Source organism: Mesorhizobium loti, from assembly GCA_014189435.1.
GTDB lineage: Bacteria > Pseudomonadota > Alphaproteobacteria > Rhizobiales > Rhizobiaceae > Mesorhizobium > Mesorhizobium loti_G.
Genome location: CP050293.1, coordinates 3677732 through 3698796 on the forward strand (window position 1 = coordinate 3677732; position 21065 = coordinate 3698796).

The 21065-nt window shown below is 63.6% G+C and carries 14 protein-coding genes and 1 pseudogene; 5 read left to right on the forward strand and 10 right to left on the reverse strand.

Annotated elements, in window-relative coordinates:
* Nucleotides 1–30: 30 nt before the first annotated feature.
* Together HB777_18150 and HB777_18155 are read right to left on the reverse strand one after the other, a co-directional pair.
* Nucleotides 31–1710, reverse strand: coding sequence for an electron transfer flavoprotein-ubiquinone oxidoreductase (locus tag HB777_18150; GenBank protein ID QND65639.1), 1680 nt, complete (start codon nucleotides 1708–1710; stop codon nucleotides 31–33).
* 63 nt (nucleotides 1711–1773) lie between these two features.
* A complete protein-coding gene (locus HB777_18155; GenBank protein ID QND65640.1) occupies nucleotides 1774–1920 on the reverse strand; it encodes a hypothetical protein in 147 nt (48 codons plus the stop codon).
* An 88-nt stretch (nucleotides 1921–2008) separates the two neighbouring features.
* Between HB777_18155 and HB777_18160 the strand changes: the two genes are divergently transcribed.
* The 3 genes from HB777_18160 (at nucleotide 2009) to HB777_18170 (ending at nucleotide 4420) form a co-directional block, all read left to right on the forward strand.
* On the forward strand, nucleotides 2009–2575 hold the full coding sequence (locus HB777_18160; protein QND65641.1) for a hypothetical protein: 567 nt from the start codon (nucleotides 2009–2011) through the stop codon (nucleotides 2573–2575).
* A 50-nt stretch (nucleotides 2576–2625) separates the two neighbouring features.
* Entirely contained in the window at nucleotides 2626–3507 is an 882-nt protein-coding gene (locus tag HB777_18165; GenBank protein QND65642.1) for a uracil-DNA glycosylase, read from the forward strand.
* Between the two features lie 100 nt (nucleotides 3508–3607).
* Nucleotides 3608–4420, forward strand: a complete 813-nt coding sequence (locus tag HB777_18170; GenBank protein ID QND65643.1) for a helix-turn-helix transcriptional regulator — start codon at nucleotides 3608–3610, stop codon at nucleotides 4418–4420.
* Here the strand turns inward: HB777_18170 and HB777_18175 are convergent, their stop codons facing one another.
* Nucleotides 4421–5392, reverse strand: a complete 972-nt coding sequence (locus HB777_18175) for a DMT family transporter (protein QND65644.1) — start codon at nucleotides 5390–5392, stop codon at nucleotides 4421–4423.
* On the reverse strand, nucleotides 5389–7695 hold the full coding sequence (locus HB777_18180; GenBank protein ID QND65645.1) for a xanthine dehydrogenase family protein molybdopterin-binding subunit: 2307 nt from the start codon (nucleotides 7693–7695) through the stop codon (nucleotides 5389–5391). The genes HB777_18175 and HB777_18180 overlap by 4 nt, the downstream gene beginning before the upstream one ends.
* Before the next feature lie 156 nt (nucleotides 7696–7851).
* Between HB777_18180 and pepN the strand changes: the two genes are divergently transcribed.
* Nucleotides 7852–10497 (forward strand): aminopeptidase N, encoded by a 2646-nt coding sequence (gene pepN / locus HB777_18185; GenBank protein ID QND65646.1) that lies wholly within the window; start codon nucleotides 7852–7854, stop codon nucleotides 10495–10497.
* A 24-nt stretch (nucleotides 10498–10521) separates the two neighbouring features.
* Here the strand turns inward: pepN and HB777_18190 are convergent, their stop codons facing one another.
* Nucleotides 10522–10827, reverse strand: coding sequence for a putative addiction module antidote protein (locus HB777_18190; GenBank protein ID QND65647.1), 306 nt, complete (start codon nucleotides 10825–10827; stop codon nucleotides 10522–10524).
* A 266-nt stretch (nucleotides 10828–11093) separates the two neighbouring features.
* Here HB777_18190 and HB777_18195 point away from each other — a divergent pair, with 266 nt between their 5' ends.
* The gene (locus tag HB777_18195; protein QND65648.1) at nucleotides 11094–13415 is read left to right on the forward strand and encodes a PAS domain-containing protein; all 2322 of its coding nucleotides are present in this window, start codon (nucleotides 11094–11096) and stop codon (nucleotides 13413–13415) included.
* A 45-nt stretch (nucleotides 13416–13460) separates the two neighbouring features.
* On the opposite strand, the gene HB777_18200 is transcribed toward HB777_18195, so the two are convergent.
* The 5 genes and pseudogenes from HB777_18200 to HB777_18220 all read right to left on the reverse strand — a co-directional run bounded on the left by HB777_18200 (nucleotide 13461) and on the right by HB777_18220 (nucleotide 20979).
* On the reverse strand, nucleotides 13461–13940 hold the full coding sequence (locus HB777_18200) for a hypothetical protein (protein QND65649.1): 480 nt from the start codon (nucleotides 13938–13940) through the stop codon (nucleotides 13461–13463).
* A 52-nt stretch (nucleotides 13941–13992) separates the two neighbouring features.
* Nucleotides 13993–16952, reverse strand: a pseudogene (locus HB777_18205) (bifunctional [glutamine synthetase] adenylyltransferase/[glutamine synthetase]-adenylyl-L-tyrosine phosphorylase).
* Nucleotides 16952–18430, reverse strand: coding sequence for a HAMP domain-containing histidine kinase (locus HB777_18210; GenBank protein ID QND65650.1), 1479 nt, complete (start codon nucleotides 18428–18430; stop codon nucleotides 16952–16954). Before HB777_18210 ends, HB777_18205 begins: the two are co-directional and overlap by 1 nt.
* A 7-nt stretch (nucleotides 18431–18437) precedes the next feature.
* Nucleotides 18438–19109 carry a response regulator transcription factor gene (locus HB777_18215; GenBank protein ID QND65651.1) on the reverse strand — a complete coding sequence of 224 codons (672 nt, stop codon included), beginning with the start codon at nucleotides 19107–19109 and terminating at the stop codon, nucleotides 18438–18440.
* 316 nt (nucleotides 19110–19425) lie between these two features.
* Complete coding sequence (locus HB777_18220) at nucleotides 19426–20979, reverse strand: Do family serine endopeptidase (protein QND65652.1); 1554 nt, start codon at nucleotides 20977–20979, stop codon at nucleotides 19426–19428.
* Nucleotides 20980–21065 lie beyond the last annotated feature (86 nt).

Sequence of the window (21065 nt, forward strand, 5' to 3'; positions counted from 1 at the left end):
GCGGCCGAGGCGGCCCGGTCGGCGCGTGGCTTACATGCCTTGGTAGACCGGGCCTTCGCCGCCTTGTGGCGGCACCCAGTTGATGTTCTGGTTCGGATCCTTGATGTCGCATGTCTTGCAGTGGACGCAGTTCTGCGCGTTGATGACGAAGCGCACGTCCTTGGCCCCGGGATCGGCGGCGGCGTTGCCGTCCTTGTCGACCCACTCGTAGACACCGGCCGGACAATAGCGTGTCGAGGGTCCCGCAAAGACGTCGTGCTCGGAACGTTTCTGCAGCTCCATGTCGCCGACAAGCAGATGGACCGGCTCGTTTTCCTCATGGTTGGTGTTGGACAGGAACACCGAGGACAGCCGGTCGAAGGTCAGCACGCCATCGGGCTTCGGATAGGCGATCTTCTTGTGTTGGGCGGCCGGCTCGAGCGTCGCATAGTCGGCCTTGCCATGCTTCAGCGTGCCGAAGGGCGAGATCCCGAACAGCGTGTTCAGCCACATGTCGAGGCCGCCGAGACTGACACCGACGATGGTGCCGAAGCGCGACCATAGCGGCTTGACGTTGCGCACCCTCTTCAGGTCCTTGCCGATATCGGTCGCCCGCCAGGCCGCCTCATAGGAGGAAAGCTCGTCATTGGCACGACCGGCACCGATCGCCTCGGCGACATGCTCGGCCGCCAGCATTCCGGACAGCACGGCGTTGTGCGAACCCTTGATGCGCGGCACGTTGACGAAGCCCGCCGCACAGCCCATCAGCGCGCCACCGGGGAAGGACAGTTTCGGCACCGACTGCCAGCCGCCTTCGGTGATGGCGCGCGCACCATAGCCGAGCCGCTTGGCGCCCGCGAAAGTGCCTGCGATCGCCGGATGGGTCTTGAAGCGCTGGAATTCCTCGAACGGCGACAGATATGGGTTCTTGTAGTTGAGGTGGAGGACGAAGCCGACCGCCACCTGATTGTCCTCGAGATGGTAGAGGAAGGAGCCGCCGCCAGTCTTCATGTCGAGCGGCCAGCCGAAAGAGTGCTGGACCAGGCCCGGCCGATGGTTCTCCGGCTTGACCTGCCAGAGTTCCTTGAGGCCGATGCCGTATTTGCCGGGCTCGCGGCCATCGGAAAGCTTGTATTTGGCGATCAATTGCTTGGCGAGCGAACCGCGCGCGCCCTCGCCGATCAGCACATATTTGCCCATCAGCGCCATGCCCGGTGCGAAGCCCGGGCCGTGTGTGCCGTCCTTCTCGATGCCCATATCGCCGGTGACGACGCCGGTGACGGCGCCTTCCTCATTGTAGATGAGGCCGGCGGCGGCAAAGCCCGGATAGATCTCGACGCCGAGCGCCTCGGCCTTAGCAGCCAGCCAGCGGCAGACATTGCCGAGCGAGACGATGTAATTGCCGTGATTGTTCATCAGCGGCGGCATCAGGATGTTGGGCAGACGGAACGAGCCGGCAGGGCCAAGGACGAGGAAATGGTCTGCCGTGACCGGCGTCTTGAAGGGATGGCCTTCCTCGTCGCGCCAGCCCGGCAAGAGGCGGTCGATGCCGATCGGATCGACGACGGCGCCGGAGAGGATATGAGCGCCAACCTCGCCGCCCTTTTCCAGGACGACGACCGAGAGCTCGGGATTGACCTGCTTGAGGCGGATGGCGGCGGCGAGGCCGGCCGGGCCGGCGCCGACGATAACCACGTCGAATTCCATGCTTTCGCGTTCGATGTCGCTCATCAACCCCTCCGCACTGGCCTATCCCATTCGGGTATCTTGCTGGCTCCTGCGCTGCATAGCGCATCAATTGGCGACAGGAAACCGGCGCATACGTGACAATCCGGTTTTGGCCAAAAAGTCGCGCATCGCAAGGCCAGGCGCGTGCTTTTCGTCCGGCATTGCACCGGGCGCTTGCGTTTTTAATTGTTCGACGGCTTGCTTATCGGCCATACTTCACGCCATGCGCATTCCTGGGCCAGCCGGCTTTTCATCGACGCGCTTTCTTTTCCCGCCCGGCCGGACCCGCCGGGCGCTCCTTTTGGCCCTTCTGATGCTGGCGCCGGGTCACGCCGCCGCGGACGAGGTGAAAGTCTGGGCGACGGGAGCCTACTCCTTCTCCGACGAACTTGGCGGCTTCCACATCACCGGCGCTTCAGGTATCGGAACGAAGGATGATCCGCTGGTCATCACCGAAGAGTTCAATTCGTCAACGCCGGTGACGCTGACCATCCGCACGACAAAGCCGATCCAGGCTTTCGGTCCGGCCGGCGAATTCGCCAACGGCATCATGTATATGCGCATCGACGTGCTCAACAACAGCGGCCAGGCCTGGATCGAATTCCAGTTCGAACTGCAGGAGATCCTGAACCAGCCGAGCGTATTCGGCGACGGGCTTTCCTTCGACCAGCGCAACAAGACGCCTGACAACATCTGGTCGAGCAATTTCGCCGATTTCGATCGCGATTTCGAACCCTATGACCGGCTGCTGTTCAGGAATGGCAAGGTCGACCCGCTGAAAACCGCCAGATTCGAATTCCTGATGACCGACTATACGCCCAGATGGACCTTCTATCTGGTGCAAGATCCCCGCATACCGACGGGGTAGAGCAAGCAGCCAGCCTTGCAAATTGCCGTCATGCGGACGAATGTGCCGACATGACTGCCGCTTCCCCCAACAACAGACCTGATATCGCCGACCTGCTGGCCTTTTATGCCAGCGTGGGCGTTGACGAGGCGCTCGAAGACCAGCCGGTGAATCGGTTCGCCGAGGTTGCGCCAAAGCCGGTGGAGCGCGTGCCGACGGCGGCGCCTTCGGGCGACACCGCCGCACCGCAGCGTTCGACGACCGTGTCCCGCGGCGAAGCCGGGGACAGAGCAAATGCACCACCCGTTGCGCGGTCGCCGTCTGCGACGACTGCGGTTCCCGACGAAGCGCAGGCAGCACTGGCCCGCCAGTTGGCGACGACGGCAACGACGCTGGACGAGCTTCGCCAGCACATGGCGGCGTTCGACGGCTGCAATCTCAAGACCACCGCCAAGAGCCTGGTGTTCGCCGACGGCAACCCGGAAGCAGCCGTCATGCTGATCGGCGAGGCGCCCGGCCGCGACGAGGACATCGAGGGGCTGCCCTTCGTCGGCCGTTCCGGCCGGCTGCTCGATCGCATGCTGGCCGCGATCGGGCTCGACCGCACATCTGTCTATATCGCCAATGTCATTCCGTGGCGCCCGCCGGGCAATCGCACGCCGACGCCGCACGAGACCGAGATATGCCGGCCGTTCATCGAGCGGCAGATCGAACTGGTCAATCCGAAGGTGCTGATCAACCTCGGCGGCCCGTCGGCAAAAACCTTGCTCAACACCTCGGAAGGCATCTTGCGGCTGCGCGGCAACTGGCGCGTCCACACGACGGCGTCCGGCATCGCCATCCCGGCCATGCCGACGCTGCACCCGGCCTATCTGTTGCGGACGCCCTCGCACAAGAAGCTGGCGTGGCGGGATTTCCTCGAAGTGAAGGCGAAGCTGCGGGAAGTTGGTTGATTGGCCAATCTCCCTCTTTCGCTAATCTCCAATGTGGATGCCGTACCGATAACCTCCGAGGTAATTGAAATACGTCTCCTCTCGGCCTAACCATGCCCTCATGACAACAGCCCAAACTTCCGCCGGCAGTCTCATCCGCGAATGGCGCACGCGCCGCCGTATGTCACAGCTCGACCTCGCGATGGAAGCCGAGATATCGCAGCGACATCTGAGCTTCGTCGAAAGCGGCCGCGCCGCGCCCTCGCGCGACATGGTGCTGCATCTGGCCGAGCAGCTGTCGATCCCGCTCAGGCAGCGCAATCAATTGCTGCTCGCCGCCGGCTTTGCCCCCAGCTTTGGCGAGCGCTCGCTTGGCGACGCGACATTGGCACCGGCGATGGCGGCGGTCGAGATCGTGCTCAAAGGGCATGAGCCGTTCCCGGCACTGGCTGTCGACCGCCACTGGAACCTGGTTTCGGCCAACGCCGCCATCGCTCCCTTCCTTGCCGATGTCAGCGAGGCGTCGCTGCTGACGCCGCCGGTCAACGTGCTTCGCCTCAGCCTGCATCCCGGCGGCATAGCGCCACGCATCGTCAATCTCCAGGAATGGCGCACCCATCTCCTTGAGCGCCTGAAACACCAGAATGACGCCAGCGGCGACCCGGTACTGATTGACCTTGAGCGCGAACTGCGCAGCTATCCGTCAGGCCTGAAGGGCAGCCGGCCGGTGTCCGTCGAGCCGAACGCCATCGTGCACCCACTCCGGCTGGCGCATGGCGACCAAGTGCTGTCGTTCATCAGCACCATCACCGTGTTCGGCACACCGCTCGATGTGACGCTGTCGGAGCTGGCGATCGAATCGTTTTTCCCGGCCGATGAGCAGACGAGGACGGTGCTGGTGCGATTGGCGAAGGAGCGGGCCGGACTGTCGTAATCACCCTTCAGGCAGGGACGCCTTGCGCGTGCGGGTGCGCTCCAGGCCAAGCTGGCGTTCGCGCCAGATAATGAAAATCCCGGCGGCAACGACGATCAGGCCGCCGACGAGCATGTTCAGCGTGGCTACGTCGCCGAAGACGAGATAGCCGACGACGACGCCGAGGATCATCGAGGTGTATTCGAACGGCGCCACGACCGAGGCCTCGGCATGGCGATAGGCCGCCGTCATCAGGATCTGGCCGAGGCCTCCGCAGAAGCCGGCGGCAACCAGGAGAGCCGCCTGGAGCGGTGTCAGCATCTGCCAGCCGAACGGCAGCGACAGCAACGACATGACGCTCGCCGTCACCGAAAACCACAGCACAATGGTCGCGGTGCGCTCGCTTTGCACGAGATTGCGCACCAAGAGCATGGCGACGGCCGAGATCGCCGCCGCGACAAGAGCGGCCATGACGCCAAGCACTTCCTGGTCGTCGAGCGCCTCGTCGGAACTCAGCAGCGTCAACTCCGGCCACGAAATGATCAGCACGCCGACCAGGCCGACCGCGACCGCGCTCCAGCGATAGACGCGGATGGCCTCGCCAAGGAAGATCGAGCTGAACACCACCACCAGCAAAGGCTGCGCATAGTTCAGCGTGATCGCTTCCGGCAGCGGCAGCCGGGTCAGCGCGAAAAAGCCAAGCCCCATGGCGCAGACACCGACAAGGCCGCGGGCGATGTGATTGAACGGACGCTTGGTGGTGAACGCAGTGCCGAGTTTCCCCTTGAAAGCCAGAAACGCGATGATCGGGAAGATGGCGAAGAAGGAGCGGAAGAAGACGATCTGACCCGCCGGAACGGTGCCCGCGGCCTTGATGCAGGTCTGCATGCCGACGAAGACCGCCACCGACACGATCTTGAGCACAATGCCGGTGAGCGTGTTATGCCCGCCGGCGTGGTCGCTGGCTACGGGGCTGCCGGGGCCCGCTGTCACGCTCCCGCTGCTTCCTGGATGGTTGCCCAAATGCGCGCCGGCGTTGCCGGCATGTCGATGTGCCTGACGCCATAGGCGCGCCAGAGCGCGTCGGTCACCGCATTGAGTGCAGCCGGTGTCGAACCGATGGTGCCGGCCTCGCCTGCTCCCTTGATGCCGAGTGCATTGGTCGTCGACGGCACGTTGCGGGTTTCGAAATGGAAGAACGGGAAATTGTCGGCGCGCGGCATGGCGTAGTCCATGAAGCTTGCCGTCAAAAGTTGTCCGTCCTCGCCATAGATGGTGTCCTCGGTCAGCGCCTGGCCGATGCCTTGCACGACGCCGCCATGCACCTGGCCGGCGAGCAGGATCGGATTCACGGTGACGCCGAAATCGTCGACGATGGTGTAGCGGACGATCTCGGTGGCGCCGGTGTCGGGGTCGATCTCGACTTCGCAGATATGGGTGCCGTTGGGATAGGTGCACTCGTCCTGCACGAATTCGCCGAAGCCCTTGAGATCATCCGGCGTCTTGGCGGCCTTGGCGATGGCGGAAAAATCGATCGTGCGATCGGTGCCGACGATGCGGGCAACACCATCAGACAGTTCGATGTCGCCCGCAGAGGCCTCCAGTTCATCGGCGGCGATGCGCCTGATCTTGTTGGCCAGATCCTCGCCCGCGCGGGAGGCTGATACACCTCCCAGCGGAATGGAGCGTGAGCCGCCGGTGCCACCGCCAGCCTTCAATTCGTCGGTGTCGCCCTGGCGGACATGGATCTTGTCGATGTCGAGATTGAGCTTTTCCGACAGGAACTGCGCATAGGCGGTGGCATGCCCCTGCCCGTTGGTCTGGGTGCCGATCTTCAGCGTCACCGTGCCATCGCCATTCAGTTCAACAAAGGCGGGTTCCGAGCCCGGAAAGGCGCAGGCCTCGATATAGGTCGCCATGCCGAGGCCGCGGATCTTTCCGTTGGCCTTCGACTGCGCCAGCCGGGCCGGAAACGCTTTCCATTCGGACCGCTCGATGGCGCGCTCCATATGGCCTTCGAATTCACCGTTGTCGTAGAGGCGGCCGGTCTGCGTTCGGTATGGAAACTGCTCCGGCCGGATGAAGTTGCGGCGGCGGATCTCTTCGACCGGCAGGCCGAGATCATGGGCGCAGGCATCGACAAGCTTTTCCAGCAGAAACGCTGCTTCCGGCCGGCCGGCGCCGCGATAGGCATCGACCGGGCAGGTGTTGGTGTAAAGGCCGGTGACCGAGACGTCGAGCGCCTGGATATCATAGACGCCGGTCGACATGGTGACGCCGATATAGGGAATGAACGGGCCATATTGCGAGATATAGGCGCCGATGTTGGCGAGCAGGTCCACCTTCATGCCGAGGAAGCGGCCATCCTTGTCCAGCGCCATCTCGGCCGTCACGAAATTGTCGCGGCCTTGCGCGTCGGTCAAAAAATGTTCGGTGCGGTCGCCGGCCCATTTGACCGGGCGGCCAAGCCGCTTTGCCGCCTCCAGCACCAGCGGATACTCGCGGTAGACGAAGCTCTTGGGCCCGAAACCGCCGCCGACATCGGGCGTGATGACGCGCAGCTGGGCCTTCTTGATCTTGAACAGGGCGGCCAGGATGTACTGCATGGAATGCACGCCCTGCGACCCCGTGGTCAGCACGAAGCGGTTTTCCTCACCGTTCCACTCGCCGATCGCCGAGCGCGGCTCCATATAGTTGCAGACCAGCCGGTTGTTGACGAATTCGATGCGGGTGACATGGGCGGCCCTGGCGAAAGCCGCCTTGGTCTTCTTCTTGTCGCCCATATGGTAGGTGAAGGCGCGGTTGGAACCGAGCTCCGGCCAGACCAGCGGCGTGCCTTCGGCAAGTGCCGTCGCCGTCCCGGAGGCCGCATCTTCGCTGTCATAGTCGACGTCGATCAATTCAGCGGCATCCTGCGCCAAGGCACGGCTGTCGGCGACAACGAAGGCAACGGCATCGCCGACATAGTTGACCCGGTCGCGGCACAGGATCGGTATGTCGCGCGTCGGCGCCTTGGTGCCATCCGGCTGTTCCTGCATCACACCGGACTTGAGATCGCCGAGATGGGCAAGATCCTTGCCGGTCAGCACCAGATGCACGCCGGGCGCCGTCTTCGCCGCCTCGGTCGACCCGAGGGTGAAGCTGGCCTTGGCGACCGGCGAGCGCAGGACATAGCCATGCAGGACGCCAGCCGGCTGGATGTCGTCGGTATAGCGGCCCTGCCCCTGGATGAAGGCGGCATCCTCGCGCCGCAGCACCGAGGCGCCCATGCCGAATTTCGGTGTGACGACGGTCATGGATGCCTCGTGATGATAACGGGAGAAGGAACGCCTGAAATAGGCATTGCCTCAGTTTTGTCGAGGGGCGGTTTCGTGTAAAGAGCGCGGACTTCAAATTTCTTGGACCAGCGGACACAATCCGCCGCCAAGGCCATCGACAGGAAAACCCACGGAATGCGCACGGACACCGGCCAGGTCTTCAAGCTCGAAGACTATCGCCCCAACGACTACCTCATTCCGCAAACCAACCTCACCTTCCGCCTTTCGCCAGACGCAACGCACGTCACCGCCTTGCTCACGGTCGAGCGTCGTGACGGCGTCTCCGCGTCGGCGCCGTTGGTGCTCGACGGCGACGGCCTGACGCTCAAGCGCATCGAGATCGACGGTAAGAAGGTAAAACCGGCGGATCTGCTGGCGAGCCCAGACCAGTTGACCATCCTCAAGCCGCCGGCCGCACGCCGCTTCCAGTTGCTCATCGAGACCGAGCTGGCGCCGGCCGGCAACGAAGCCCTGATGGGCCTCTACCGCTCGAGCCATGTCTACTGCACGCAATGCGAGGCCGAAGGCTTCCGCCGCATCACCTATTTCCTCGATCGACCCGACATCCTGTCTGTCTACACGGTGCGCATAGAGGCAATGCGCGACGAGGCGCCGCTGCTCCTGTCCAACGGCAACCTGGTCGACAGAGGCGACCTTGGCGACGGCTGGCACTATGCTAGTTGGCACGACCCCTTCCCCAAGCCGTCCTATCTGTTCGCATTGGTGGCCGGCAATCTCGGCCAGCTCACCGACAGTTTCGTCACCCTGTCGGGCCGCACGGTCGAGCTCGGCATCTATGTCGAGCCCGGCAAGGAGAAGCTGGCCGGCTACGCGATGGACGCCCTGAAGCGGTCGATGAAATGGGACGAGGAGGCGTTTGGCCGGGAATACGATCTCGACGTCTTCAACATCGTCGCCGTGTCCGACTTCAACATGGGCGCGATGGAGAACAAGGGCCTCAACATCTTCAACGACAAATATGTGCTGGCCGATCAGGAGACCGCGACGGATGCCGATTTCGCCAATATCGAGGCGATCATCGCGCATGAGTATTTCCACAATTGGACAGGCAACAGAATCACTTGCCGCGACTGGTTCCAGCTCTGCCTGAAGGAAGGCCTGACGGTCTTCCGTGACCACGAATTCTCCGCCGACCAGCGCTCGCGCTCGGTCAAGCGCATCGCCGAAGTGCGCACCTTGCGCGCCCACCAATTTCCCGAGGACCAGGGCCCGCTGGCGCATCCGGTGCGGCCGCGCCGCTACCGCGAGATCAACAATTTCTACACGGCGACGGTCTACGAGAAGGGCTCCGAAGTGGTGCGCATGATCCGCACAATTCTCGGGGCCGACGTCTTTCGCGCCGGCATGGACCTCTATTTCGAACGGCACGACGGTGACGCGGCGACGATCGAGGATTTCATCAAGGTGTTCGAGGATGCGTCCGGCCGCGACCTGTCGCAGTTCGCGCTCTGGTATCATCAGGCGGGAACGCCCAATTTGACGATCAGTTCGACGCACAATCCGGCTGCGCGCGAGTTCACGCTCGAAATCGAGCAGTCGGTGCCGCCGACACCCTCCGAAAGCCGCAAGCGGCTGATGCACATCCCGCTTGCCTTCGGCCTGATCGGCGCCGGCGGCAAGCCCGTGGCGTATAGCGGCGTCGAGGGCGCCAGTGTCGAGGATGGCGTCATCCATGTCCGCAAGCGCCGCCACATGGTGCGGTTTTCAGGCGTCACCGAGCGCCCGGCCGTCTCGCTCAACCGCGGTTTTTCGGCGCCGGTGACATTGTCGGTCGAGCAGAAAGCCGACGACCAGTTCTTCCTCGCCCGCCATGACAGCGACGCCTTCTCGCGCTGGCAGGCCTTCAACACATTGCTGACCGATGCGCTGATATCAGCCTTCCGCGAGATCCTCGGCGGCAAGCAGCCGGCCTTTGCGCCGCGGCTGATCGAACTCGCCGGCAGCATCGCCGGCGACGAGACGCTGGAGCCGGCCTATCGAGCACTGGCGCTGGCCCTGCCGGGCGAAGCCGACATTGCCCGCGACATCGGCAGGAATATCGACCCCAATGCCATCTATGCGGCTCGCGAGGCGCTGGCGCTGGCGATCGGCACTGCGAACCATGATGCTTTTTCGGGCCTCTACCTCAGCCTTGCCGACAAGGCAGTGTTCAGCCCTGACGCGGCGAGCGCCGGACGACGCGCCTTGCGCAACACCCTGCTGGATTATCTGGCGCTGCAGCCGGGCGGAGCGGCACTTGCCGCCGGGCATTTCCAATCCGCGACCAACATGACCGACCGCGCGGCAGCACTTGCCGTGCTCGCGCATCGTCACCACGGTTCGCCCGAGGCGACCGAGGCGCTGGCGACTTTCGAGACGGCCTATGGCTCCGACCCGCTTGTCATGGACAAATGGTTCCAGATCCAGGCCAGCGTTCCGGGGCCGCAAACCGTCGACACAGTGAAGGCCCTGACCAGCCACCCGGCCTTCTCGATGGGCAATCCGAACCGGGTGCGCTCGTTGATCGGCACCTTCTCCAGCGCCAACCAGACCAGCTTCCATCGTGCTGACGGCGAAGGCTACTGGTTCTTTGCTCAGACTGTGCTCGAGGTCGAAAAACGCAACCCGCAGGTGGCGGCAAGGCTGGCGACGGCGCTCAGATCCTGGCGTTCGCTCGAACCTGGTCGCCAAGCCAAGGCCAGGGAAGCGCTGCTGTCGATCGCCGGCGCCGAAAACCTGTCAGCGGATCTGAGGGACATCGTCGAACGCACGCTGGCGTGAATACGCAATCTCTTCAAGCACCCGTTAACCCAGTCCCGGCTGATGGGACTGGGGCTTTGCGGTCAACTCGATCCCGAGCGCTTTCATCACGGCAATCGTCGTTTTCAGGGTCGGATTGCCGTTCTCACTGAACGAGCGATAGAGCTGTTCGCGCGAAAGCCCCGTCTGGCTCGCTATCTGGGCCATGCCTTTGGCGCGGGCTACGACCCCCAGCGCATGCGCGATATAGCCGGAATCCTCGGAAGCAAATGCTTCCGCCATGAAGGCCGCAATGGCCTCATCGGAGGTCAGGCCTTCCGCCGGATCAAAGGTTGTCAGTTTTTCAACCATGTCATTCACTCAATTCGACATGGACGTCGTTTATAAACTACAATCTGTCAACGAAGAGCAAGGGGAGCCTGTCGGGTCCTGTCGTGATAACCTCACGCTCCTGAAGGAGCCGATCAGCCGTTTCGGCACTATTTTAGTCGATTTTTAATCTTTTTTCGCCGGACCACTGGACAAGGCGAATCACCTTTGATTCTTTACTGACGATTCGGATGTGCGGCGTTTGCCGGATCAACAAGCAGCATAGGCAAATTCGGGGAGTGCCATTTATGGCGAAGGCGGACGCGTGGGGCGCGCCCGGAGGGACGGCTTTTGCGCATCGCGAGACGCGCAGCGACGGCCTTGCCGGGAATACGCGGCTCATCGCCGAACCGGCCTACCGGCGGCTTCTGGCCGCCGAGCCGCTGTTGCGCCGATCGATACCCGTCCTCATCATCACTTTCCTGATCGTCATCGCAGCGCTGCGCGTCCTGTCGCTGATGAACGAGCGTGACGATATCGAGCGCAACGCCAAGGCGATACTGACGCTGGCGGCGGGCCAGCTGGCCAGTTCGCTTGCCACCACCTCGGATACGTTGCCTGGCGCCATCCAGGATCTGCTGGAGACCACCAGCCGTCAGGGCGCGATGGGCCGCAGCCATGTGCTCGTCATCACCGACAGTGCTTTCAAGATCGTCGCGGTGACACCGCGCTCGGTGCCATGGCAGGGCCATTCGCTCGACGGCCTTGTCGAAGGCGGCCAGCCCTTGTTCATGTTCGGCGATCGCGCCGGCGTCATGGACGTCAACATCGACGGACGCGACTGGTATGCGGCGGTCAGCCTGGCGAGTGGCCGGAAGGGCGCGTCGGCGGCGCTGGTGCCGCAGGACGCGGTTTTCGATGGCTGGCGCAAAACTGTTTCGCTGAACGTCACCCTGTTCGTGCTGACGGCAGGCGTGCTGATCGTCATCCTCTATGCCTATTTCGGCCAGGCGGCGCGTGCGCAGGCGGCTGACCGCATCTACCTCGAAGCGCATCAGCGCATCGACATGGCGCTGGTGCGCGGCCGCTGCGGCCTATGGGACTGGGACATGGTGCGCGGCAAGATGTACTGGTCGCGCTCGATGTACGACATGCTCGGCTACAAGCCCTGCGACACGATGCTGTCCTTCGGCGAGGTCGATCAGATCATCCATCCCGAAGACGGCGACCTGTTCGAGCTCGCCAACAGGATTGTCGCACGCGAGATCGACCATATCGACCAGGTGTTCCGGATGCGGCATTCCGACGGCCAATGGGTCTGGATGCGCGCCCGGGCACAAGTCATCGATCCGGAGGCCCCGGAGATCCAGCTGATCGGCATCGCTGTCGACGTCACCGAACAGCGCCATCTGGCGCTGCGTTCCGAGGCGGCCGACCTTCGCCTCAGAACGGCGATCGAGAACATCAACGAATCCTTCGTGCTGTGGGATTCGGCGCAGCGCCTGATCATGTGCAATTCCAAATACCAGCAGGATAACGGGCTTTCGGACCGCGACGTGATGCCGGGCGTCACCCGTGCGGCACTGGAAGAACGCATGCTGGCCTTTGCTTCCGAGCGGCGGCTTGCCAACACCAGCGGACTGCAAGGCGGCGCCACTTTCGAGCGCCAGTTGGCGGATGGCCGCTGGCTGCAGGTCAACGAATTGAAGACCCGGGACGGCGGTATCGTCTCGGTCGGCTCCGACATCACCCAGATCAAGCTGCACCAGGAGAAGCTGGTCGACAGCGAGCGCCGGCTGATGGCGACGATCCATGATCTCAGCCTCGCCCGCCGGGCCGAAGAGGAGCGTTCGCGCGAACTGGTCGACCTCAACCGCAAATACATGAAGGAAACCGAACGGGCCGAAGCGGCGAACCGGGCCAAATCCGAATTCCTGGCCAACATGTCACATGAATTGCGCACGCCGCTGAACGCCATCATCGGCTTCTCCGAACTGATGGAACAGGGGCTGTTCGGCCCGCTCGGATCGGAGCGCTACGAGGAATATGCCACCGACATCAACAGCAGCGGCAAATATCTGCTGGGCGTCATCAACGACATTCTCGACATGTCCAAGATCGAGGCCGGCCAGTTCTCGCTGGACCGGGAAGAGATCGACCTTGGCCCGCTGATCAGCGAGACGGTTCGCGTCGTCTCGCTGCAGGCGGCGCAAAAGGCCATCACCGTGGAAACACGCATCGCCGACGCGCTGACGCTGGTGGCCGATCGCCGTGCGATCAAGCAGATCGTCATCAACCTCTTGTCGAATGCGGTGAAATTCACCGGCCAGGGCGGTCACATATCGGTCAGGGCGCGCAACACATCCGGCGCGCTGGTGCTGACGATCGAGGACAATGGCTGCGGCATCCCCAAGGATGCGCTCGGCAAGCTCGGACGGCCCTTCGAACAGGTGCAGAACCAGTTCTCCAAGAGCCACGCCGGGTCCGGCCTCGGCCTCGCCATCTCGCGCTCGCTCGCTGAACTCCAGGGCGGCGCGCTGAAGATACGTTCGAGCGAGGGTGTCGGCACCATCGTATCGGTGCGCATCCCGGTGAAGAAGGCCGCGCCGGCGATCAGGGTCGCGGCCTGAGCAGCAGGCTTCGACTGACACCGCCGGAGCCTGCTTCAGACGGCCTCACTGCATATCGCTGTCGTCGCCGTCGTCACTCCACTGACGGTGGCGGCCAAAGCGGCCGCCCTTCGGCAATTCGCTCTTTTCGATCTTGCCGTCATTGTTCCTGTCGAGCATGGCGAAGACCTTCTTCTCACGACTGGTGAGATCGTCTGTGGTCAGCGTGCCGTCGCCCTTGGTGTCGTAGCGGGCGATGATACGTTTGGCCATCTGCTCGAAACGTGCCTTCTCAAGCGCATCGGCGAGCTGGGCGACGGTCAGCTTGCCGCCATTGTCGGCGACGAGCTTCTTCAGCCGCGCGTTCATGGCGTCGGAAAACTGGTCGAAGGTGATGGTGCCGCCGGAATCGCTCATCGCCTTGCTGAGGCGCATCATCGTGCCCTCGCGCATTTTTTCACTGATATTGTTTTCGGCATAGGCCGTGGTGCCGACGGCTCCGGCCAAGGCTACGAAGGCAAGGGCAAGTTTCGTTGACTTTCTCATGGTCTTTCTCCTGTTGCATCGTCACCCCCGATGCGGTCCGGCAGGCCGTTCATCACGGCCGTCCGGCACGAAGCAAAAGATCAAAATCCTTCCTGACCTTTTGCGACGTCTCTTTGAGGTGTGCTTCCAGCACACCGAAATCCGGCAGGTCGGTCACCGCCAGAAGCAGATCCGAAAGCCCCGGCGGAACATCATCACGCTCAAAGGCTCCGGTGAGGCACAGCCGTGTCATCTGGGTCAGCGCCAGATAGAGCGCATAGGCGTCGCCAAGCTCCTGTCTGGTCCCGGCATCGGCGAAGCCCGGTGCCAAGCGCGACAGGATCCCGGCGGTGCCCGTAACGCGCGGCTCGGCCCCGACCTGCCCGGTGATGACGGCCAGCTGAGCGATGAATTCGAGATCGATCAGGCCGCCGGGGATCAGCTTGATGTCCCAGAGATCGCGCGGTGGCTTTTCCTTTTCGATCATGGCGCGCATGTTCGAGGCCTCGGCCATCACCTTGGCGGCGTCGCGCGGCTGTCCAAGCACCGCCGCCACTTCCGCTTCAACCTCGCCGCACAAGCTGGCGTCGCCGGCAATGGCGCGTGCTCGCGCCAGCGCCATGTGCTCCCACGTCCAGGCCTCCTGGCGCTGATACTTCTTGAAGGCATCGATATGGGTGGCCACCGGACCCTTGTTGCCGGATGGCCGCAGGCGCAGGTCGAGTTCGTAGAGCACACCCTCCGCCGTCGGCGCCGACACGGCCGCGATCAGCCGCTGCGTCATGCGGGTGTAGTAATGCGAAGGCGCCAACGGCTTGTCGCCATCGGACTCCTCTGCATCCGGCGCGTGGTCGTAGAGCAGGATCAGGTCGACATCCGATCCGGCGGTCAGCTCGCGGCTGCCAAGCTTGCCCATGCCGAGCAGCGAAACCACGCCGCCGGCAATCGTGCCGTGACGCGCCGCGAATTCGGCCGTTACCGCCTGCAACGCCGCCTCGATGGTGAGATCCGCCAGATCGGAAAAGGCACGGCCGGCGCGCGCCGGATCGATCGAGCCGGCGAGCAGCCTGACGCCGATCAGGAACTTCTGCTCAGAGGCAAAAATGCGCAGCCGGTCAAGCACGTCCTCATAGAGCCGGTCGCCCTCGACAAAGGCGGACAGCCGCGCCGACAGATAGGCGCGGTCCGGCAGTTCCGTCAGCAAGGCCGGGTCGAGCAAGCCGTCGAAGACATGCGGCCGGCGAGTGATGATCGCCGCGAGCCGGGGGCGGCACCCATGATCGTCGCCAGAAGCTTCAGCAGGGCCGGATTGGACTGCAGCAGGGAAAACAGCTGGATGCCGGCCGGCAGGCCGGCGAGAAACTCGTCGAAGCGCAGCAGGGCTTCGTCGGCCCGGCGCGTCTGGCCGAAGGAGCGCAGCAGCGCCGGCGTCAGTTCGGTCAGCCGCTCACGCGCCTCCGCCGACTGGGTGACGCGATAGCGGCCGAAATGCCAGCCGCGGATGACCCGGCAGATGTCGCTTGACCGCTGAAAGCCGAGGCCATGCAGGGTCTGCAACGTATCGGGATCGTCGACATCGCCGGTAAAGACCAGGTTGCCGATGCCTGTCGACAGTTCGGGGGCTGTTTCGAACAGTGCAGCGTAATGGCGTTCGACCTGCTGCAGCGAGGCGCGAAACGCCTGGGAAAAGGCTGCAGCGTCGACGAAGCCCAGCATGCGGGCGATGCGCTCCAGCCCTTCATCATCTTCCGGCAGCGTGTGCGTCTGCTCGTCGGCAACCATCTGCACGGCATGTTCGACGCGGCGCAGGAACCAGTACTGGCGGGCGAGCGCATCGCGCGCCTCAGTGGTGATCCAGCTGCGCGCCGCAAGCTGGCCGAGCATCGGCACGGTCTCACGGCCACGCAGTTCCGGGAAGCGTCCGCCGGCGATGAGCTGTTGTGTCTGGACGAAGAACTCGATCTCGCGAATACCGCCGCGCCCGAGCTTGACGTTGTGGCCCTTCACCGCGATCTCGCCGTGGCCCTTGTGGGCATGGATCTGGCGCTTGATCGAATGGACGTCGGCAATTGCCGCATAATCCATGTATTTGCGCCAGATATAGGGCTGCAATTCCTTGAGGAAGGCGGCACCCGCGGCCAGATCACCGGCCACCGGGCGTGCTTTGATCATCGCGGCGCGCTCCCAGTTCTGGCCGCGCGCCTCGTAGTAGCGCAGTGCGGCTTCGACCGGGATCGCCAGCGGGGTCGAACCGGGATCGGGACGCAACCTGAGATCGGTGCGGAAGACGTAACCGTGCTCGGTGCGGTCCTGCAGGATGCGCACCAGGCGGCGCGTCAGGCGCGAGAACAGCTCGGTGGCATCAAGGTGATCAACGACAGCGGGCGCTTCCGGGTCGAAGAAAACCACAAGATCGATGTCGGACGAGAAATTCAGCTCATGCGCGCCGAGCTTTCCCATGCCGAGCAGGATCCAGCCCGATTGCTTCGACGGATTGTCCAGATCCGGCAGTTTGAGCTTGCCCTGGCCATGTGCGTCGCGCAGCAGGAAGTCGACGGCGGCGCGGGTGCAGGCATCGGCAAGGTCGCTCAGCCGCCGCACCGTCAGCGCCGTTTCGGCTTCGCCGGCAAGATCGGCCAGCGCGATCAGAAAATGCGCCTCGGCTTTCCACTGGCGCAGCTCCATCATCAGGCCGGATTCGGAGACCGCCTCGGCTAGATCGGCCCGGTCGATGGCGGCGCCGATCGCTTGCAGCCGAGCCTCGACCGTCTGGTCGAAGAGGCCGTCCAGAATTTGCGGCCGGCGGCGTGCCGTATCGCGCAGGAACGGCGACAGATCGAAGACGGCGGCGAGGAAATCCTGGCCCTCCCCTTTGCCGGCCAGGAACTTGGCCAGCCGCGTCAGTCCTTCTTCGCGTGCTACGGAAGCGATCTCGGCCAGTTCTTGCCGCGCCTGGCCCTCGTCGAGCGGAGCAAGCCTGGTCGCCGGCTTCAGCAGCCAATCCGTCGCCACCCGCTTTGCAGCCATGCTCATCAGTGATCCTCCCGTGCCGGGAAACTCATGACCACGGATAGTCCAGGATTGCCAGGCAACAGATCAAGCCGGCCATTGTGGAACGTCATGACCGCCTTGGCGAGGCTGAGGCCAAGGCCCGAGCCCGGCTGCGAACGGCTCTTCTCCAGCCGCACGAAACGTTCCGTGGCGCGGGCGCGGTCGCCATCATCTGGAATGCCGTGGCCATTGTCGGCGACCGACAGCCGAACGCCCGCACCGGCTCGCTCAAGTGCCACCCGTACGGCCGGCTGGGTGGTGGCGTCGGTCGAATACTTGATGGCGTTGTCGACGATGTTCGACAGCGCCTGGCCGATCAGTTCGCGGTTGCCGTTGACGAAGGTCGCCTCCCGGACATCCGCCTCGAGCGAGACGCCCGCCTCCTCCGCCACCGGCTCATAGAGCTCGACGACATCGCGCACGGCTTCCGCAAGATCGACGCGATTGGTGTTCTCCGAGGAGTAGCCAGCCTCCAGCCGGGAGATCATCAGGATGGCGTTGAAGGTTCTTATCAGTTGGTCGGACTCGGCGATGGTGCCTTCCAGCGCCTGCCGATAGTCTGATGTCTTGTGCTTTCCCGAAAGCGTCGCTTCGGCCCGGTTGCGCAGCCGGGTCAGCGGCGTCTTCAGATCATGCGCGATGTTGTCGGAAACCTGCTTCAGGCCTTCGTTGAGCGTGGCGATCCTGGCCAGCATGGAATTGAGGTTTCCGGAGAGCCGGTCGAACTCGTCACCGGCGCCGGTGACCGGCAGCCGGCCCGACAGGTCGCCGCCCATGATGCGGCGGCTGGCTTCCGACACGCTGTCGATGCGCTTCAGCGCGGCGCGGCCGACAAAGAACCAGATCAGCAATCCGCCAAGCCCCATCATGCCAAGCGCCAGCATCAGCGCGCGGCGGATGACGGCGCGGAACCGCTCCGGCTCGCCGAGGTCGCGGCCGACCAGCATGATCATCTGGTTCGGCAGCCGGAGCACCAGCGCAATGGCGTTGTGGCCCTTTTCGCCCTGCGCCTGCGCGTCACTCTGCTCGGGTTGGGTGGTGGCACCTTGCTCGGCGGGCAGATTGCGCAGACGCTCGAGCTCTCCCTCGCCAAAACGCTGATAGGAGAACGGGCTCGAGGTCCAGCCTTCGGTTTCGAGTACGCCCGGTTCCAGGCTCTGTACGTTGCCGGTCAGGATCTGGCCGTTGGCGTCGGCGATCAGATAGAGGTTTGCGCCGGGCTGGCGCGAGCGCGCTTCGACCACGCGGACCAGCACCGGCAGGCCGCCGCGCTGATAGGCGCGAGCCAGACCGAGTACCTCGTCATTGATAGTGTCCTGTGTCTGCGCGGTCAGCATGCGCGCCGACAGCGAGGTCATGTAGAAGACGAGCGCCACCGCGCAGAGCGCGAAGAGCAGCAGGTAGAGCGCCGAAAGCCGCGCTGCCGTCGTCTTCATGATGGCTGGCACGGAAAGAGCCATGCTGCTGCTAGCTCTTCAGCATATAGCCGGCGCCGCGAACCGTGTGCAGGATGGGCTTGTCGAAGCCCTTTTCGATCTTGCCGCGCAGCCGTGAGACATGAACGTCGATGACATTGGTCTGCGGATCGAAATGATAGTCCCAGACATTTTCGAGCAACATTGTGCGCGTCACCACCTGGCCGGCGTGCCGCATCAAATACTCCAGCAGGCGGAATTCACGCGGCTGCAGCGTGATCTCGCGCGCCGCGCGACGGACCGAATGCGACAGCCTGTCGAGTTCGAGATCGCCGACGCGGTAGACGGTTTCCGCTTCCTTGGCACTGGCGCGGCGGTTCAGAACCTCGACGCGGGCCAGAAGCTCTGAAAACGCGTAGGGCTTGGTCAGGTAGTCGTCACCGCCGGCGCGCAGGCCGGTGACCCGGTCATCGACCTCGCCTAGCGCCGACAGGATCAGCACCGGTGTCGTGTTGCCCCTGGATCTCAGGCCGGCAATGACCGACAGGCCGTCGCGGCGCGGCATCATCCGGTCGATGACCATCACGTCATAGTCGCCGGCATCGGCGAGCGCGAAGCCGGTTTCGCCGTCACCGGCGACATGCGCGGTGTGACCGGCCTCGGCAAAGGCTTTCTGCAAGTAATCCGCGGCCTCGCGATCGTCTTCTATGACGAGAATCTTCATAGGACTGTTATACGCGATTTCGCCGGAAGGTTGAGTGGCAGACATCTGCATTGTGGCCTTTGCCAAAGCGCATCGCGATCAAGATCATCCGAAGCCGTGCGCGATAAGTCCTCGCTCCCGATGTTGTTGCATCAGCGCTTTTGAAAATGTGCGGCAGCGGGCGATGGGAGGCCAGCTGCCGCCGGGGGAGAGCGCGATGACTGACTAACGCGCACTCCTCCATGCTTTCCCGTGCGGCGGCTCGGGGGTGTTTGAAACGGCCGCACTGGAAAAGTCGAACGGCTTCCGAAACCGAACTCCGGTTCCGGAGCCAGCGTCAGCCCTTGGCGACGGGCAGCGCGACGAAACGATTGGTGTCGTCGCGGGTGATCTGCATCAGCACTGCCTTGCGGCCGGACTTGACTGCTTCGGTCATCGCCTTGGTGACGTCTTCGATGCCATTCACTTCGTTGGAATTGACCGACGTAATGACGTCGCCCGGCTGGATGCCGCGATCGGCGGCATCGCTGTCGGGATCGACATCGGTCACCACCAGTCCCTTGCCGTTTTCGGACTTGGTGACGGTCAGGCCGAGATCAGCGAGCGAATCTGGCTTCGCCGGAGCGGCCGGCTGCGGCTGGTCGGCAGACGCCTGCTTGTCACTTGAGGGCAGCGTGCCGAGATCGACCTTGATCGTCTGGCTCTTGCCATCACGCCACACGGTGACATCGACCGGCTTGCCGGGCGAGTAGGCGCCGATCAGCCGGGCCAGCTCCTTCGGCGAAGCGACGTCCTTGCCTTCGACCTGGGTGATCACGTCGCCGGCTGTGATACCGGCCTTCTTGCCTGGGCCATTGTCCTGAGCGCTCGAAACCAGCGCCCCATTCTGCGACTTCAGCCCGAGCGATTCGGCGATGTCGGAAGTGACCGGCTGGATTTCGACGCCGAGCCAACCACGCTGCACGGAACCGCTCTTCATCAGGTCCTGAACGACCTGCTTGGCGGTCGAAGCGGGAATGTCGAAGGCGATGCCGACGCTGCCGCCGGACGGCGAGAAGATCGCGGTGTTGATGCCGACGACCTGGCCGTTGAGGTTGAAAGTCGGGCCACCCGAATTGCCGCGGTTGACCGAAGCGTCGATCTGGATGAAGTCGTCATAAGGGCCGGCGCCGATGTCGCGGCCACGGGCCGAGACGATGCCGGCCGTGACGGTGCCACCGAGGCCGAACGGATTGCCGACGGCCACCACCCAGTCGCCGACGCGAACCTTGGAATCGTCGGCGAAGTCGACATAGGTGAACTTGCCGACACCGTCGACTTTGAGCACGGCGAGATCGGTGCGCGGGTCGGTGCCGATCAGCTTGGCGTCGAGTTCCTTGCCGTCATTCATCACCACGGTGAAGGCCGAGCCTTCCGAAACGACGTGGTTGTTGGTGACGAGATAGCCGTCATCGGAGATGAAGAAGCCCGACCCTTGAGCAACCGGCCGCGGCTGGTCGTTGTTGTGATCGCGGTGGTTGAAGCGGCGATTGCCGCCACCCTGGCCGTTCTGGTCGCCAAAGCCACGGAATTCCTTGAAGAAGCGGCGCAGCTGCGGATTGTCGGGCATGTTGTTCATGCCGTCCGGATCGTCGCCCTGGTCCGAACCGTCATCGGCCGCGGGCTGGATCTTGGCCTTGACCTTGACGCTGACGACGGCAGGAGAAACGCGCTCGACGACATCGGCGAAGCCCGGCACCTGCGGCGCCTCGACGCGCACGGCGTCAGCCAGAACAGGGCTGGTTCCACTGGTCAGCGCGCCGACGCCGATAGCACCGGCCACGGCAATGGACGCGACGGCAGCCATGAGACGCTTGCGGGTGACGGAATATGAATGGGGGGCAATATTCATGGATCTCGTATCCTCTTTCAAATGGACGCTGCTTGATCGGCATCCTCGGGAAAAGAGAATTAGAGAGGCGCACATTACAGCGCCAT